12 protein-coding genes are annotated in these 15,379 nt (G+C 73.4%); 7 read left to right on the top strand and 5 right to left on the bottom strand.

What is annotated here, in order from left to right; translation table 11 throughout:
- Positions 1–193: 193 nt before the first annotated feature.
- Both JYA75_RS24625 and JYA75_RS24620 read right to left on the bottom strand, forming a co-directional pair.
- Complete coding sequence (locus tag JYA75_RS24625) at positions 194–1,663, bottom strand: FAD-dependent oxidoreductase (RefSeq protein ID WP_203329479.1); 1,470 nt, start codon at positions 1,661–1,663, stop codon at positions 194–196.
- Positions 1,664–1,752: 89 nt separating this feature from the next.
- On the bottom strand, positions 1,753–2,931 hold the full coding sequence (locus JYA75_RS24620; protein ID WP_006938916.1) for an aminotransferase class V-fold PLP-dependent enzyme: 1,179 nt from the start codon (positions 2,929–2,931) through the stop codon (positions 1,753–1,755).
- A gap of 45 nt (positions 2,932–2,976) precedes the next feature.
- Here JYA75_RS24620 and JYA75_RS24615 point away from each other — a divergent pair, with 45 nt between their 5' ends.
- From JYA75_RS24615 to JYA75_RS24590, 6 genes are all read left to right on the top strand, one after another.
- Positions 2,977–4,221 carry an APC family permease gene (locus JYA75_RS24615; protein ID WP_006938915.1) on the top strand — a complete coding sequence of 415 codons (1,245 nt, stop codon included), beginning with the start codon at positions 2,977–2,979 and terminating at the stop codon, positions 4,219–4,221.
- Between the two features lie 79 nt (positions 4,222–4,300).
- Complete coding sequence (gene egtA / locus JYA75_RS24610; RefSeq protein ID WP_029542112.1) at positions 4,301–5,533, top strand: ergothioneine biosynthesis glutamate--cysteine ligase EgtA; 1,233 nt, start codon at positions 4,301–4,303, stop codon at positions 5,531–5,533.
- Positions 5,530–6,825, top strand: a complete 1,296-nt coding sequence (gene egtB / locus JYA75_RS24605; RefSeq protein WP_203329478.1) for an ergothioneine biosynthesis protein EgtB — start codon at positions 5,530–5,532, stop codon at positions 6,823–6,825. Before egtA ends, egtB begins: the two co-directional genes overlap by 4 nt.
- Positions 6,818–7,564: an ergothioneine biosynthesis protein EgtC gene (egtC, locus tag JYA75_RS24600; RefSeq protein ID WP_006938912.1), complete on the top strand. Its 747-nt coding sequence runs from the start codon at positions 6,818–6,820 to the stop codon at positions 7,562–7,564. The genes egtB and egtC overlap by 8 nt, the downstream gene beginning before the upstream one ends.
- The gene (gene egtD, locus JYA75_RS24595; protein ID WP_043800373.1) at positions 7,561–8,517 is read left to right on the top strand and encodes an L-histidine N(alpha)-methyltransferase; all 957 of its coding nucleotides are present in this window, start codon (positions 7,561–7,563) and stop codon (positions 8,515–8,517) included. Before egtC ends, egtD begins: the two co-directional genes overlap by 4 nt.
- An 81-nt stretch (positions 8,518–8,598) precedes the next feature.
- Positions 8,599–9,795 (top strand): MFS transporter, encoded by a 1,197-nt coding sequence (locus JYA75_RS24590; protein ID WP_203329477.1) that lies wholly within the window; start codon positions 8,599–8,601, stop codon positions 9,793–9,795.
- A gap of 4 nt (positions 9,796–9,799) precedes the next feature.
- Here the strand turns inward: JYA75_RS24590 and JYA75_RS24585 are convergent, their stop codons facing one another.
- Positions 9,800–11,083: an MFS transporter gene (locus JYA75_RS24585; protein WP_203329476.1), complete on the bottom strand. Its 1,284-nt coding sequence runs from the start codon at positions 11,081–11,083 to the stop codon at positions 9,800–9,802.
- A gap of 54 nt (positions 11,084–11,137) precedes the next feature.
- On the opposite strand from JYA75_RS24585, the gene JYA75_RS24580 reads away from it, so the two are divergent.
- Positions 11,138–11,779: a methyltransferase domain-containing protein gene (locus tag JYA75_RS24580; RefSeq protein WP_050034783.1), complete on the top strand. Its 642-nt coding sequence runs from the start codon at positions 11,138–11,140 to the stop codon at positions 11,777–11,779.
- A 111-nt stretch (positions 11,780–11,890) separates the two neighbouring features.
- Here the strand turns inward: JYA75_RS24580 and JYA75_RS24575 are convergent, their stop codons facing one another.
- Entirely contained in the window at positions 11,891–14,449 is a 2,559-nt protein-coding gene (locus JYA75_RS24575; RefSeq protein ID WP_203329475.1) for a LuxR C-terminal-related transcriptional regulator, read from the bottom strand.
- A 236-nt stretch (positions 14,450–14,685) separates the two neighbouring features.
- On the bottom strand, positions 14,686–15,354 hold the full coding sequence (locus JYA75_RS24570) for a hypothetical protein (RefSeq protein WP_006938898.1): 669 nt from the start codon (positions 15,352–15,354) through the stop codon (positions 14,686–14,688).
- Between the last annotated feature and the right edge of the window lie 25 nt (positions 15,355–15,379).

Raw genomic sequence — 15,379 nt, 5'->3', positions numbered from 1 at the left:
CTACGCATATGGCTCGAACTGGGGCGGTCTTCCCGGCGAGGGGCGACGCGCGCGGCCAGGAGCGTGGACACGCTCGAGCGGAGCCGCAGCCGCGTCGATCACGGTGAGCCAGCGATTTCGCGGTTCACCCTCGCCGAGACAACTCGAACGACTCTACCGGATCCGCCCGGGCCAGTCGAACGCCGCCCTGCGCTCAGCCGCGCGCGGCGGCGGTGCCCGCCCGCCGGCCGAAGAAACTGCCGTCGCCGAGGGAGATGCCGCTGCAGTATCCCCACGCCGACAGCCCGGCCGCCGCCCGTCCCGCCGCGAACAGCCCCGGGATCGGCGTGCCGTCGACGTGCAGCACCTCCGAGTCCAGGCTCGTGCGCAGGCCGCCGAGCGTGAACCCGCCGGTCATGCCGCGCAGGTCGATCGCCGCGACGGGCGAACCGATCGGCTTCACCCATTCGCGCTTCTTGCCCAGCAGCGGGTCCTCGCCCCGTGCGGCGTGCCGGTTGTACAGCTGCACCGTGGACTGCAGCGCCTGCTCGGGCAGACCCATCTCGGCCTCGAGGTCGGCGACGGTCTCGCACACCCATTTCGGCTGATGGCGCAGCTGCTCCGACGACGTCGGGGCTGCCATCCCCGCCTCGTACGCCGCCTCGTCGATGACGAGGAACGCCTCGTTGTCGTTCTTCAGCAGGGTCAGCTGACCGATGCGGCCCGGGTAGGTGTCCTCGGGCACGTATCGCTGGCCGCGCCCGTTGACGAGAATGCCGCGCGCGATCAGCTGAGGATCACAGAAGAACGCCACCTCGGTCGCGTTCATGTGCGCGAGGTCGGCGCCGAGGGCTTGCGCCATCCGGATCGCCCGGCCGTCGTGCTCCTCGATCGACGCGGCGGGACGGCCCACCAGATGCGGCGCGTACGCCCGCACCATGTCGTCGTTGTAGGCGAAGCTGCCCGTGGCGAGAACGACCCCTCGGCGCGCCCGGATCGCCAGGTCGGTGCCGTACCGCTTGGCCAGCAGCCCGACCACCCGTCCGGACGCATCGGTGACGAGGGTCTGCACCCGCACGTCGTACTCGGCGCGGACCCCGAGCGCGGCGGCCTTCTCGGCGAGCGGCTTCATGAGCATGTAGCCGCCGCCCTGCTCGCCGGTGCGCTTGTTGCTCATCTGCGGCACGTGACCGCGCGGCGCGGGCCGGGCGACGGTGCGGAACGGCGCCGCGTTCTCCCCGCCGGTGTACTGCAGGCCCGCGTCGGTGGGTGGCTCCCACCCGGGCTCGCCCCAGAACTCGTGCTTGAACGGCACCCCGCACCCGACGAGCCAGTCGAAGTGCGCGACGGAACCCGCGCAGTACGCGGCGATCTTCTCCTCGTCCACGCCCGGTCCGAGCGCCGCAGTCAGGAACGCGCGCATGTCGTCCACCGAGTCCTCGAACCCGCAGGCCCGCTGCACGGCGGTGCCGCCGCCGAGGTAGACGAACCCGCCGGCGAGGGCGGCCGCGCCGCCCCACCCGCCGGTGCGTTCCAGCACCAGCACGTCGGCTCCGGCGTCGGCGGCGCCGATGGCCGCGCAGACACCGGCGATGCCGTATCCGGCGATCACGACGTCGGCCTCGAGATCCCAGGCGGGGATCCGGTCGACGGGAACAGGACGGACGGGACTGGTCTCGGTCATCGCGATCCTCTCGAAGTGGTACGGGGATTCGCACACCTTGACCACGCGACCTGGGGGAGCGGTACCGGCTGTCCCGGTTGCCGGGACGGTCAGGACCGGGTGAGCGACCGCACGGCCGCCAGGAACCGGTCCACGTCGGCGGGGGAGACGAAGTAGTGCGGGGAGGCCCGCACCACCGACTCGAGCCGTCGCGCCGACATCTCGAGCAGCGTCGAGCCGCGCCCGCTGACCGTGACCGTGATCGCCTCGGCGGCCAGCGCCTCGCGCAGGTGCGCCGGATCCCAGCCGTCGACGGTGAACGAGACGATGCCGCTGTGTTCCTTGCCGAGGTCGCGCACGGCCACGCCGGGGATCCGGCCCAGCCCGTCGCGCAGGTGCTCGGCCCGGTAGGCGACCGCCTCGGTCACCGCGTCGACACCGAAGTCGAGCAGGTAGTCGACGGCGGCGCCGAGCCCGAGGCGGGCGGCGACGTTGGTCTCCCACAGCTCGAACCGCGTCGCGTCGTCGGCGACCCGGTACTCGTCCGGGGCCGTCCACTGCGCGCTGTGCAGGTCGAGCACGGCCGGTTCGAGCTCGGTGATCAGCCGGGGGCGGACGTAGAGGAAGCCGGTGCCGCGGGGCCCGCGCAGCCACTTGCGACCGGTCGCGGAGAGCGCGTCGACGTCGAACTCGGGCACGCTCACCGGCAGCTGGCCGACGGACTGGCACGCGTCGAGCAGCACCAGCGCACCGACCTCGTGCGCGGCGTCGGCCACCTCCCGCACCGGGTTGACGAGCCCGCCGTTGGTCGGGGCGTGCACGACGGACACCAGCTTGACCCGCTCGTCGAGGGTGCGGCCGAGGGCGTCGACGTCGATCCGGCCGAGCGCGTCGGTGGGCATCGTCTCCACCGTCGCGCCGGTCGCGCGGGCGCGCTGCAGCGCGGAGACGGCGTTGCTGGCGTATTCGGAGCGGGTGAGCAGGATCCGGTCGCCCTCGCCGAGCGGCACCGAGTAGAAGAAGCTCGCCCACGCCCGGGTGGCGCTCTCGACCAGCGCGATCGACGACGCCTCCGCGCCGATCAGCCGCGCGATCGAGGTCTTCACCGCGGCGAGGTCACCGGCGCGTTCCGCGGCCGCGACGTACCCGCCGACCTCGGCCTCGCGCCGCAGATGCGCGACGGTCGTCTCCAGCACCGGGGTGGGCGGCAGCGACGAGCCCGCGCTGTCGAGGAAGACCCGGTCGAAGCAGCCGGGCGTGTCCCGACGGGCGCGTTGCAGGTCGAGCATCGAGGACGTACCTCCCGTTCATGTCTTCGTGGTTGGAATGTACGCGTGAGCGAACCGACACCCCTGCAGCGCCGGCTCGGCACCGGTGACGCCGTCGCCATCGGGCTCGGCGCGATGATCGGGGCGGGGGTGTTCTCGGCGTTCGCGCCGGCCGCCGCCGCGGCCGGAGCGGGCCTGCTCGTCGGCCTGGCCGTCGCCGCGGTCGTGGCGTACTGCAACGCCACGTCGTCGGCGCAGCTCGCCGCGCAGTATCCGACGTCCGGCGGCACCTACGTGTACGGCCGGGAACGGCTCGGGCCGTGGTGGGGCTTCGTGGCGGGCTGGGGCTTCGTGATCGGCAAGACCGCCAGCTGCGCGGCGATGGCCTTGACCTTCGCCGCCTACGCCGTGCCGGAACCGTGGCGGCGGCCGGTCGCCGTCGCCGCGGTCCTCGCCCTGACCGCCGTGAACTACCGGGGCATCACCCGCACGGCCCGGCTCGCGCGCATCATCGTGGCGCTGGTGCTCGTCGCCCTCGCCGTGGCGGTGACGGCGAGCTGGGCCGGCCCCGGGGCACAGCCCGCCGATCCGTTCGGCCCCGTCGGCGGCGGCGCGTACGGGGTGCTGCAGGCGGCCGGCCTGCTGTTCTTCGCCTTCGCGGGCTACGCGCGGATCGCAACGCTCGGTGAGGAGGTGCGCGAGCCGCGCCGGACCATCCCGCGCGCGATCGTCGGCGCCCTCGGATTCGTGGTGCTGCTGTACGCCGTCGTCGGGGTGACCCTGCTCGCGTGCCTCGGGCCGGACCGGGTGGCGTCGAGCAGCGCGCCGCTGCTCGACGCGGTCCGCGCGGGCGGCTGGGCGTGGGCGGCGCCCGTCGTGGTGGCCGGGGCCGCGGTCGCGTCGCTGGGCGCCCTGCTCGCCCTCGTGACGGGCGTCGGCCGCACCGCACTCGCGATGGCGCGGCAGGGCGATCTGCCGCGCCCGCTCGCGGCGGTGCATCCGCGGTTCGCGGTGCCGCACCGGGCCGAACTCGCCGTCGCCGCGGTGGTGTGCCTGCTCGTCGCGACCGTCGATCTGCGCGGAGTGATCGGATTCTCATCCTTCGGGGTGCTGGTGTACTACCTCGTCGCGAACCTGTCCGCCTTCACCCAGCGGGACGAGCACCGTCGCTACCCCCGATTCCTGCAGGTGATCGGGGCCGTCGGGTGCGTCGCGCTGACACTGACGCTGCCGCCGGGCGCCGTCGGGGTCGGCGCCGCCGTGCTGGCGGTCGGTGTCCTCGCACGGGCGACGCGCCGGGCCGTGCCGTGAGCGTTCACCCGCATCGTGTCGCCGGTTGACGTTAGGCTCGTCCGTGAGCTGGCCCACAGGCGAGGGAGGGGCGGACCGAGTGGTGATCACAGTCGACACGGCGGTGCCGCGCGCGGACGCCGGCATCGCCTCGCGAACCGCCGCCGAACTGCACGTGCGAAGGGTGAGCTTCCGCTTCGGGCCGCCCCGGCTGATCGGGGTGGAACTGGAATGGCTCACGGCCCGGGCCGACGGCACGAGCGCCCGGCCGGAGCTGCAGGCGATCCTCGAGGCCCTCGGCCCGCACGCCCCCCGGCAGCTGGCTCCGGGCTCCTCGGCGCGGCCGTTGCCGTCGGGCAGCGCCGTGACCCTCGAGCCCGGCGGGCAGGTCGAACTGTCGAGCGTGCCGTGTGGCTCGGCGCGGCAGGTCTGCGACCGTCTCACCGCCGATGCCCGCATGCTCCGTGCGTTGCTGGCGCGCCGGTCGGTGGACATGATCGACGCGGCGGCCGACGAACTGCGCCCCCCGCAGCGGCTGCTGCGCACCCCCCGGTACAGCGCGATGGAGCTGCGGTTCGACCGGATCGGGCCGCTGGGCCGGTTGATGATGAACAGCACCGCCGCCACTCAGGTGAGCGTCGACGCCGGCGCCGACGACGACGAGCTGGCCCGCCGGTGGCGGGTGCTGCACGCCGTCGGACCGGCGCTCGTGGCCGCGTTCGCGTGTTCCCCCTCGCTGCGCGGCGCCCCGGACGGAACCTGGGCGTCGCAGCGGATGCGGACCTGGCTGGCGCTGGACGCCGACCGCACCACGCCCGTCCCCGATCCGGCGCACTACCCGGCCTGGGCGCTCGACGCGCCGCTGCTGTGCGTGCGCGCGTCCGACGGGGACTGGCACGCGCCGCCGGGTGCGTCGTTCGCGGACTGGCTCGGCGGCGGTCTCGACGACGAGATCGGGCGCCGGCCCACCGTCGCCGACCTGGACTACCACCTGACCACCCTGTTCCCGCCGGTGCGTCCCGCCGGGCATCTCGAGGTCCGGTACATCGACGCCCAGCCGGGTGCCCTCTGGCAGGTCCCGGTCGCCGCGGTCGAGGCGCTGCTCACCTCGCCGGCCGTGATGGACGAGGCCCTGGCCGTCGCCGCACCCGTCGTGGACCGCTGGCAGGAGGCTGCCGAGTTCGGTCTCGCGGACCTCGAGCTCCGGGCCGCGGCGGTCGGACTGCTCGCCCTCGCCGCGGAGGCGTCGCCGGACATGCGGTTCACCACGGCCCTGGACTCGGCGGCGGCGCGGTGCTGCCGCGGTCGCACCCCGGAGGTCCAGGACCGGTGAGCGGTCTGCGCACCCGGCTCGGCCGGGACCTCGCCCGCGCGCGGGCGCGGGTCCTCGCGCTGACCGACATCGACGACGCGGAGCTCACGGCTCAGCATTCGCCGCTGATGAGCCCCCTCGTGTGGGATCTCGCGCACATCGCCAACCAGGAGGAACGCTGGCTGCTCCGGGCGGCCGGCGGTCAGGGCGGTGTGCGCCCGGACGTCGACGACCTCTACGACGCCTTCCGGCATCCCCGCGCGGACCGTCCGGCGCTGCCGTTGCTCGGGCCGGCGGAGGCCCGCGGCTACGCGGCGGAGGTCCGCGCGCGGGCGGCGGACGTGCTGGCGCAGTGTGCATTCGACACCGACCTCACCCGTGACGGATTCGTCTTCGCGATGAGTGTCCAGCACGAGGTGCAGCATGCGGAGACGATGCTGGCCACGCACCAGTTGCGGGCGGGATCGCCCGTGCTCGACGCCCCACCGCCGCCGCGGCGCGCCGAGCCGCCGGCCGCGGAGGAGGTGCTGATCCCGGGCGGCGTGTTCGAGATGGGGACCTCGACCGATCCGTGGGCGCTGGACAACGAGCGGGCCGCGCACCGGGTGTACGTACCGGCGTTCGCGATCGACACGGTGCCCGTCACCAACGGGCGCTACCTCGAGTTCCTGGCCGACGGCGGCTACGCCCGCCGGGAGCTGTGGAGCCCGGAGGGATGGGTGCACCGCGAGCAGGCGGGTCTCGAGGCCCCCCAGTTCTGGACCCGCGACGACTCGGGCACGTGGTGGCGCCGCCGGTTCGGGGCGGTGGTGCCGCTCGATCCCGACGAGCCCGTGGTGCACGTGTGCTTCCACGAGGCCGAGGCGTTCGCGCGCTGGGCCGGGCGCCGGCTGCCCAGGGAGGCCGAATGGGAGAAGGCTGCCCGCTGGGACCCGCTGACCGGGGCGAGCCGGCGCTACCCGTGGGGCGACGAGGAACCGACCGAGGCCCACGCCAACCTCGGCCAGCGGCACCTCGAGCCGGCCGTCGTCGGTGCCTATCCGGCGGGTGCGTCGCGCCTCGGCGTGCACCAGCTGATCGGCGACGTGTGGGAATGGACGGCCTCGGGGTTCGAGCCGTATCCCGGGTTCACCGCCTTCCCGTACCGGGAGTACTCGGAGGTGTTCTTCGGCGGCGACTTCCGGGTGCTGCGCGGCGGCTCGTTCGGCACCGACCCCGCGGCCTGCCGCGGCACCTTCCGCAACTGGGACCTGCCGATCCGGCGGCAGATCTTCGCCGGCTTCCGCTGCGCGCGGGACGTGCCGGATGTGTAGACACCTGGGATATCTCGGGCCGGTCCGCTCGGTGAGCTCCCTGGTGACCGAGGGACCCCGGTCGCTGTTGCGCCAATCGTGGGCGCCGAAGGACATGCGCGGCGGCGGCACCATCAACGCCGACGGGTTCGGGGTGGCATGGTGGGGTGCCGACGGCTTCGGCCGCTACCGGAACCCCGCTCCGATCTGGTCCGACCCCTTTGTCGCCGAAGGCCTTTCGCACATCAGCGCCGGAGCCGTCATGGCGTCGCTGCGCTCGGCGACGGAGGGCATGCCCGTCGAGCGCTCGGCCTGCGCCCCGTTCACCCGCGACGGCTGGGCGTTCAGCCTCAACGGGCTGGTCCGCGGGTGGCCCGGTTCGCTCGTCTCGCTGGCCCAGCGCCTGCCGGTGGCCGAACTGCTGCAGCTCGAGTCGCCCACCGACGCGGCCGCGCTGTGGCTGCTGCTGTACTCGCGGCTGCGTTCCTCGCGGCCCGAGCAGGCGCTGATGCGGCTCGTCCACGACGTGCTCGCGGTCGCGCCGGGTTCGCGGCTGAACCTGTTGCTGGGCAACGGTTCCGGGTTGTGGGCGACGGCCTGGTACCACTCGCTGTGGACCCTCGTCGACGAGGACGTCGCCGTGGTGTCCTCGGAACCGTACGACGACGATCCGCGCTGGCGTCAGGTGCCGGACCGGCACCTGGTCAGCGCCCGACCGGGACACCTCATCGTGTCCCCCATGGAGGTGGCCGTTTCATGACGGTGGACGTGTACCTGACCCCGGAGCAGCTCGACGAGTCGCTGCGGGCCGACGCGCGCCGCGGGCTGACGTCGTCGCCGAAGTGGCTCTCGCCGACCTGGCTCTACGATGCGCGCGGCGGCGAGCTCTTCGACCGGATCACCCGCCTGCCGGAGTACTATCCCACCCGCACCGAACGGGCTCTGCTGCAAAAGCATTCACCGGAACTGGCCGACGAGGCCCGCCCCGAGATGCTCGTCGAGCTCGGGTCGGGCTCCTCCGAGAAGACGGAGATCCTGCTCGACGCGCTGCAACCGTACATCCATACGTACGTACCGCAGGACGTGTCGGAGGCCGCCCTGCAGCCCGCGGTGACCCGGCTCTCGGCCGAGTACCCGGACCTGACGGTGCGGGGCGTCGTCGGAGACTTCACCGGCTCGCTCGCGCACCTGCCCGGCGGCGGACGCCGCATGATCGCGTTCCTCGGCGGCACCATCGGCAACCTGGCGCCCGCCGAGCGCGCCGCGTTCCTCACCGATCTCGCCGCCGTGCTCGAGCCGGGGGAGTGGCTGCTTCTCGGCATCGGCCTCGTCACCGACCCGGACGTGCTCGTGCCGGCCTACGACGACGCGGCCGGGGTCACCGCGGAATTCGACCGCAACGTGCTGAACGTGCTCAACAACCGGCTCGGTGCAGACTTCGAACCCGGGAAGTTCCGGCACGTCGCCGTGTGGGACCCGATCAACGAATGGATCGAGATGCGGCTCGAGGCCACCGAGCCCATGACCGTCCGAATTCCCGGGCTGGATCTCGAGATCTCCTTCGCGGCGGGTGAGCAGCTGCGCACCGAGATCTCCGCCAAGTTCCGTCTCGACGGGATGGGCCGTGAACTGACCGAGGCCGGGTTCGTCGTCCGGCGCGAGTGGATCGATCCCGACGGGAGGTTCGCGCTGATCGGCGCGAGCCGCGCCTGAGCCGCGCATCGGCGGTCCCGGGCCGCCGACGGCAGGAAGCCGGTTGGACAGCACCGGCCCGGCCGCGCGAGGCTGGCAGACGTGACGTCGACCCGGCCCGTGCTGACCACCCCCGTGCTGCTGCTGATGGCGGCGGCCACCGGTTTGTGCGTGGGCGGCAACTACTTCAACCAGCCCCTGCTCGACTCGATCGCCGCCGCCCTGGGCACCTCCCACTCCGCCGCCGCAGCCACCGTCACCATCGCCCAGGTCTCCTACGGCCTCGGCCTGCTGTTCCTGGTGCCGCTCGGTGACATGTTCGACAAGCGCCGCCTCACGGTGGGGCTCATGCTCGCCGCCGCGGCCGGCCAGGCAATCAGCGGCTTCGCCCCGAACATCGCGGTGCTGGCCGTCGGCACGGCGATCGCAGGGCTGTTCTCGGTGGCCGCGCAGGTGCTGGTGCCGTTCGCCGCGACCCTGGCCACACCGGAGCGCAGCGGCCAGGCCGTCGGGACGGTGATGAGCGGGTTGGTGCTCGGCATCCTGCTCGCCCGAAGCGTCGCCGGGCTCCTCGCCGGCGTCGGCGGGTGGGCCACCGTCTACCGGGTGAGCGCCGCCGTGATGGTCGTGGTCGCGCTGGCCCTGTGGCGGGTGCTGCCGACGTCGCGACCCGCCGAGCGCATCGGTTACGGGACCACGCTGCGTTCGCTCGGGACCCTCGTGCGCACCCAGCCGCGGCTGCGCACCCGGTCGCTGCTCGGCGCCCTGTCGTTCGCGTCCGTGAGCGCCCTGTTCTCGACGATGGCGTTCCTGCTGGCCGGCGAACCCTACGGTTTCGACGAGGTGCAGATCGGACTGGTGGGCCTGGCCGGGGTCGCCGGCGCGGTGATGGCCAACCTCACCGGCCGCCTCGCCGATCGCGGGCTCGCGCAGCTCACCTCGGGCGCCGGCGCGGCGGTGCTCGTCGCGTCCTGGGCCGCGCTGGCCGCCGGCGCGTACTCGCTGGCGTGGTTCCTGATCGGGATGGTCGCGATCGACCTGGCGCTGCAGGCCATCCACATCAGCAACCAGAACATCGTCTACGCGCTGGCGCCCGCGGCGCGTTCCCGCATCAACGCGGTGTACATGACGACGTACTTCATCGGCGCCGCTGCCGGTTCGGCGCTCGGCGCGGTCGCGTGGACGAGCGCCGGCTGGACCGGGGTGTGCGTGTTCGGGGTGGCGGCGGCCGTCGTGACCGCCCTGGTGTGGGTCGCGGACCTGCGGGTGGCGCGACGAGCCGTCGCCGTGCCGGCCTGAGGTGCTAGTGGACGGCGGACTGCGCGACGTGTGCGGACCGTCGCGCCAGGACCGGAAGGATCACCAGCGACACCGCCGCACCGGTCAGCGCCAGGGCGGGGAACCCGGCCGCCGCGACGACGAGCCCGGAACCCAGGCCACCGCCCGCCCCGGCGAGTGCGACGAACAGGTCCGCGGTGCCCTGCGTGGCCGCGCGGGACTCGAGCGGCACCGCATCGGTGACGAGCGCGGTGCCGCTCACCAGGCCCAGGCTCCACCCGAAGCCGAGCAGGCCCAGCGCGAACGCGAGCGCCGCCACCGAGTGCGGCGGGGCCAGCGCCGCGGACACCCCGGAGGCCAGCAGGACGAGTCCCGCGGCGGCCGCGACCCGGTAGGGCCCGACCCGGTCAACGAGCATCCCCGCGATCGGTGAGGGCAGGAACATCGCCGCAACGTGGATCGCGATGACCACGCCCGTCGCGCCGACGTCGTGCCCGTGGTCGCGCATGTGGATCGGCGTCATCGTCATCACCGCCACCATCACGAGCTGCGTCACGATCATGACCACGACCCCGGCGGTCACCGCGGGCGTCCACGGCCGGCCCGGCGCCGGCGGGTCGCCGGCCGGCGCCGGATCCTCGCCGACGGTGCCGCTCAGGTTTCGCGCGACGGTGCCGCTCAGGGTTTCCGCGGCCGCGCGGCTGCGGGCGAGCAGGAGCGGGTCCGGGCGCAGCAGCACCCACAGGACGACGGCGGCGAGACCGTAGGCGACGCCGGAGAGCACGAACGGCCCGGACAGCCGGGGAATGCCCCACGATTCGGCGGCGTCACCCATCACGGTGGCCAGGTTCGGGCCCACCACCGCCCCGAGGGTCGTCGCCACCAGCACCGTGCTCACGGCGCGGCCGCGCCGCGCCGGGGCGGCCAGGTCGGCGCCCGCGTAGCGCGCCTGCAGGCTCGTCGCCGTGCCCGCGCCGTAGACGAACAGGGCCGCGAACAGCAGCGCCGCGGTGTCGAGCGCCGCCGCGGCCACCACCCCCGCGCTGCCGATCGCGCCCGTGGTGTAGCCGAACGTCAGGCCCCCACGGCGCCCGGCGCGCTGCGAGATCCGCCCCACGGCGACGGCCGCGGCCGCCGACCCGATCGTGAACAGGGCGCTCGGCACCCCGGCGAGACTTGTGCTGCCCAGCATGTCCTGCGCGAGGAGCGCGCCGACGGTCACGCCGGCGGCCAGGCCCGCGCCGCTGAGGATCTGCGCGGCCACCAGCACGGTCAGTACGCGGCGCTGTTCCGGGATCGGTTCGGTCACAGCCGGGAGGGTACGCCGGTAACGTCGGCGGTGACCCGGCGGTAAGGAGACACGGTGACCGATTCGGAGAAGGTCGAGAACGAGAACGCCCGCGTATCGCGGATCTTCGACGAGATGTCGAAGAACTACGACCGCGGCATGGGCCTGGTCGAGCGGCTGATCCTCGGGCCGGCCCGGCACTGGGCGGCCGCGCAGGCCCGCGGCCGCGTCGTCGAACTCGCCGTCGGCACCGGGCTCAACCTTCCCCTCTACGGGCCGGAGGTCGAGCACGTCGTCGGCATCGACATCTCACCGAGGATGCTCGAACTCGCCCGGGCGAAGGCCGCCGCCGATCCGCGCGTCGAACTGCGGGAGGGCGACGTCCAGGCCCTCGACCTGCCCGACGCGAGCGCCGACACCGTGCTCTCGACCTTCACGTTCTGCACCGTGCCCGACCCGGCCCGCGCCGCCGCCGAGGCGCACCGCGTGCTCGTCCCCGGCGGCCGCGTCGTCCTCGCCGAGCACGGGCCGTCGACGAACCGGGCGCTGCGCGCCCTGCAGCGGGGCATCGAGCCGCTCAGCATCCGCTTCGGCGCCGACCACCTGCTCCGCGACCCTGTCCCCTATCTCACCGAGGCCGGCTTCGTGGTCGACGACGTGCACCGCACCGGGCGGATGGGCATCGTGTTCCGGGTGCTCGCCCACAAACCGGCGTGACCTCCTCCCGAGCCGAGCGAACGTGCCATCGCGTCGATCTGCGGAGATGAGCGATACATTCGCTCGGTTCGGGAGGGGACGTCGGCGCCGGAAAGGGCCGCGGAAGCGCGCCTAGAGCTCACCGGTCACCGGCAGCAGCCGCAGCTCCCGCGCCCGGGTGATGGCCTCGACCCGGGTGTGGACCTCGAGCTTGCGGTAGATGCTGCGCAGCTGCGTCTTGACCGTGTTCGGGGAGACGAACAGGAGCCGGGCGATCTCGCTCTGCGGTGATCCGTCGGCCAGCAACGCGAGCACCCGCCTCTCCCGCGGGGACAGCTCGACCCGCACGACCTCGTCCGGGAACACCGCCTCGACGGAACCGCCCGGCACCGCAATACCGCTGCGCTCGACGAGCTCTCGCCGATGCCGGTCCGGCACGGTCGTGAAGGCGCGCCGATTGCCGAGCGTCCGGGCGAGCGTGCAGGCGCGCTCCCAGCACACGATCGCGGACCGGGGATTGCCGAGATCGAGCTGCGCGGCGGCGTCCAGCAGCAACGCCTCGAGATGGGCCCGCGGGAATCCGCAGTCCGGCCACGACACCCGCGCGAGCTTCTTGGCGGCCCGGTCGGGACTCCCACCGAGCAGATCCACCCGCGCGTCGGAGACGACGAGTATCGGATGGTGCCGGGGCTCCTGGTCCGCCACGGCGCGGGCCAGGTTGCCGTTGCCGAGAGCCAGGTGCAGGTCGATCTCCGTCGCGGTGAGCAGCGTCCGGGAGAATGCGCCGTCGCCGTGCCGGTGGGCGTGGCCGGCGACGGTGTGGTGCAACCACGTCAGACCCGCGTACGCCTCGAGGGTGAGCAGGGCGTGCTGGGCGTGGGCGTAGGCGACGAACCCCCACAGCTCCTCCCGATCGCTGGGCGCGCCGAGCAGCTCGATCATCGACTCGGCCGCGCCCACGTCGAGCGCGTCGAGATGGGTCAGGGCCGCGGCGACCCGGCCGCCGACCTTGACGAGTTCGCCGAAGAGCCCGTCGGACGGTTCCGTCGTCGCCTCCCGGTCGAGCCACCGGCGGGCGCGCGGGACGTCGCCGACCAGAGCCCAGTTGAGCGCCGAGCTGCCCGCGGCGTTCTGGACGATGTAGGGGGTGTCCGCGGCGACACCGCCGCGGTAGGCCAGTTCGAACTGCCGGTTGGATTCGGCCAGCTCCGCGACGAGCTGGAAGGTGATCGCCCACTGGACCCGCAGCAGCGGCAGCTGCGGGGTGATGTTGTCCGGCTGGTGCAGGAGCATGCTCTGTACCAGCGGCTCGAGCCGTCGCGTGCAGTCGGCGCCCTGGACGAAGTCCCCGGCGACACGCAGCGCGAGCGACTGCACCGTCGCCAGGTGCAGGACGTTCGCGGCGTCCGGCCCGGCGCCGAGCGTGTGCAGCTCGTCGGGTTCGCTCGGAAGCGACGCCCGCAGGATGGGGTGATCGGCGAGCATCTGCACGAACAGCGCCCGTCCGGCGAGCACCGCCGGATAGTCCTCCAGGAAGTCCTCCGGGATCGTCCGCAACACGAGGATGAGCACCTCCAGGTGCTCGGAGACCATCTCGCCCCAGCTGCGCTCCACGATGCCCGCGGCCATCGTCCAGTTGCGAGCCTCGGCCGCGTACACCGCGGCCTGCGCCGGCCGGCCCGCATCCCGGTGCAGGCGCGCGAGAAAGGTCATCAGCTCGTCGACCCGTGCGGGCTCCTCCTGCCGGGCCTGTTCCAGTACCGCCGACCGCAGGGCCGACGGCCACGACCACGTCCGTGTCTCGTCCGCCTCGTCGACGACGAGCAGGCCTCGCGCCTCGAGACGGTCGAGCAGCGCGGCCGGCTCGGGCCGGCCGGTGAGCTCGGCGGCGAGTTCCGCGTCGAGATCGCGGGCGGCGACGACGCACATCGCGAACGCCCGTTCCTCGGCGGTGAGCGTGTCGAGCAGACCGGACGCGAACCCGGCGATGGCGACGGCCAGGTCGGGGGAGGGCCGGCCCTCCTCGTCGACCGGTGCGCCCCGGTGCAGCCGGGCGACGTTCAGGGCGCCCGAGATCAGCTGGGGCAGCCCGCCCAGGGCGCGGCACAGGTCGCCGTACTCGTCGATCCCGAGTTCCACCCCGGCGGCGCGGAAGAGTTCCGCCGTCTCCCGGGGCGTGAACCGGAGGTCGTGGGCGGAGACGAACGTGCAGTCGAGGCCCGCCGCGGCCACGGTGGCGGACGTGGTGCTGCCGCGAAGACAGACGGCGACGTCCACGGACGGGCAGCGATCCAGCAGCTGCCGGATCGTCGGCAGCAGGTCGTCGAGGGCGGTGCCGGGGAGCCCGTCGAGGACGAGCAGGGACGGCGTTCCGCCGAGGGTCGAGGCGAGCCGGTCGACCGGGTCGCCGGCCACGACATGGTCGCCCAGCACCGCGCACGCGTCGGACCAGATGCGGTCCGGTGTCCCGTCGTCCGTCGCCGCCGGCACCCACGCGACGTCGCGCCCGGGTACGCCGCCGCCGTGCAGCCACGTGGCGAGCAGCGTGCTCTTGCCGAACCCGTCCGGTGCGTGGACCACCGTCAGCGCAGACCCGCGGTCGAGCATCTCGAACAGGCGAGGACGGGGCAGCGCGGTGGCCAGCGCCCGCCACGTCGGTACCCCCGTACGGCCGGCGCCGGGGACACTCACGGCAACTCCTCTCGATCGGTCGGTCCACGCAAGCCTGCATGTGCGGTCTCCACCGATACCCCGGTGTCCCCGACAGACCCTTCGGCACGGGCAGACTACCTGGTCTCTTACGGATCGAGGGGAGGGATGTCCGGTATGCGTAGTCCCACCAGGTGATATATGCGACGAGGGGGAGGTTGTCGACTGCGGCACTCGAACGATGCCGCGACAACCTCCCCCTCGGGGCGAGAAGTTCCCTATCGGGTGGCGCTGAGCCGGGCCTTCTCCAGGGCAGCCAGGGTGCGCAGGACGGTGGCCTTCTGCTTCTCGAGGTCACCGCGGCGGGCGCGGGCGGCGAGGCCGGACTGCTCGGCGACGAGGGCGAGCTGCGCGTCGATCGCGGAGAGCTGGTCGAGCAGCGCGAGGGCGCGGTTCTGGATCTCGTCGACGTCGACGGCGCCGGTGCGCACCGGCGCGGGGGCCGGCTCGGAGGCGGCGCGCTGCGACGGGCGCGACGAGGACGTGCGCGGCGTGGCGGTCCGGCGCGCCGGGGCGGTCTCGGCGACGACGGCGGCGGCGCGGGGGCGCAGGGCCTTGCGGACGAGGGCGGGGTCGGGCTGTTCGGCGAGCCGGATGTCGTTGAGGACGCGGCGTGAGTCGCGGGCGGCCTTGCGGTGCTCGTACTCCTCCTCGTCGTCCGACTGCAGGGTGCCGCCGATGGGACGCAGGCCGTACATGCCGACGAACTTGCGCGCCTCGTCGATGATCGACTCGTGCGTGCGGCAAGTGGCGCAACGGGGTTCGTTGCGGAACTCCTCGACGGAATCGGTGTCGCCGCACCAGACGCAGGCTCCCGGCCTCCACCGCCGGACGGTCTCGAGTTTCGCGTTTTCGGTGGGGGCCTCGAGGGTTTGAGCGTCGATCACGAGGAGCCACCTTAAGTCAAAGCCG

Origin of the sequence: Rhodococcus sp. PSBB066, from assembly GCF_017068255.1 — a bacterium.
Lineage (GTDB): Bacteria > Actinomycetota > Actinomycetes > Mycobacteriales > Mycobacteriaceae > Rhodococcus > Rhodococcus aetherivorans.
Note: the sequence above shows the minus strand (reverse complement) of the source record. Positions and strands in the feature narration are given on the sequence as shown.

Bases quoted from the DNA above. Each gene is read 5' to 3' on its own strand.
- JYA75_RS24625 (WP_203329479.1), bottom strand. From the start codon at position 1,663: ATGACCGAGACCAGTCCCGTCCGTCCTGTTCCCGTCGACCGGATCCCC.
- JYA75_RS24620 (WP_006938916.1), bottom strand. From the start codon at position 2,931: ATGCTCGACCTGCAACGCGCCCGTCGGGACACGCCCGGCTGCTTCGAC.
- egtC (WP_006938912.1), top strand. From the start codon at position 6,818: ATGTGTAGACACCTGGGATATCTCGGGCCGGTCCGCTCGGTGAGCTCC.
- egtD (WP_043800373.1), top strand. From the start codon at position 7,561: ATGACGGTGGACGTGTACCTGACCCCGGAGCAGCTCGACGAGTCGCTG.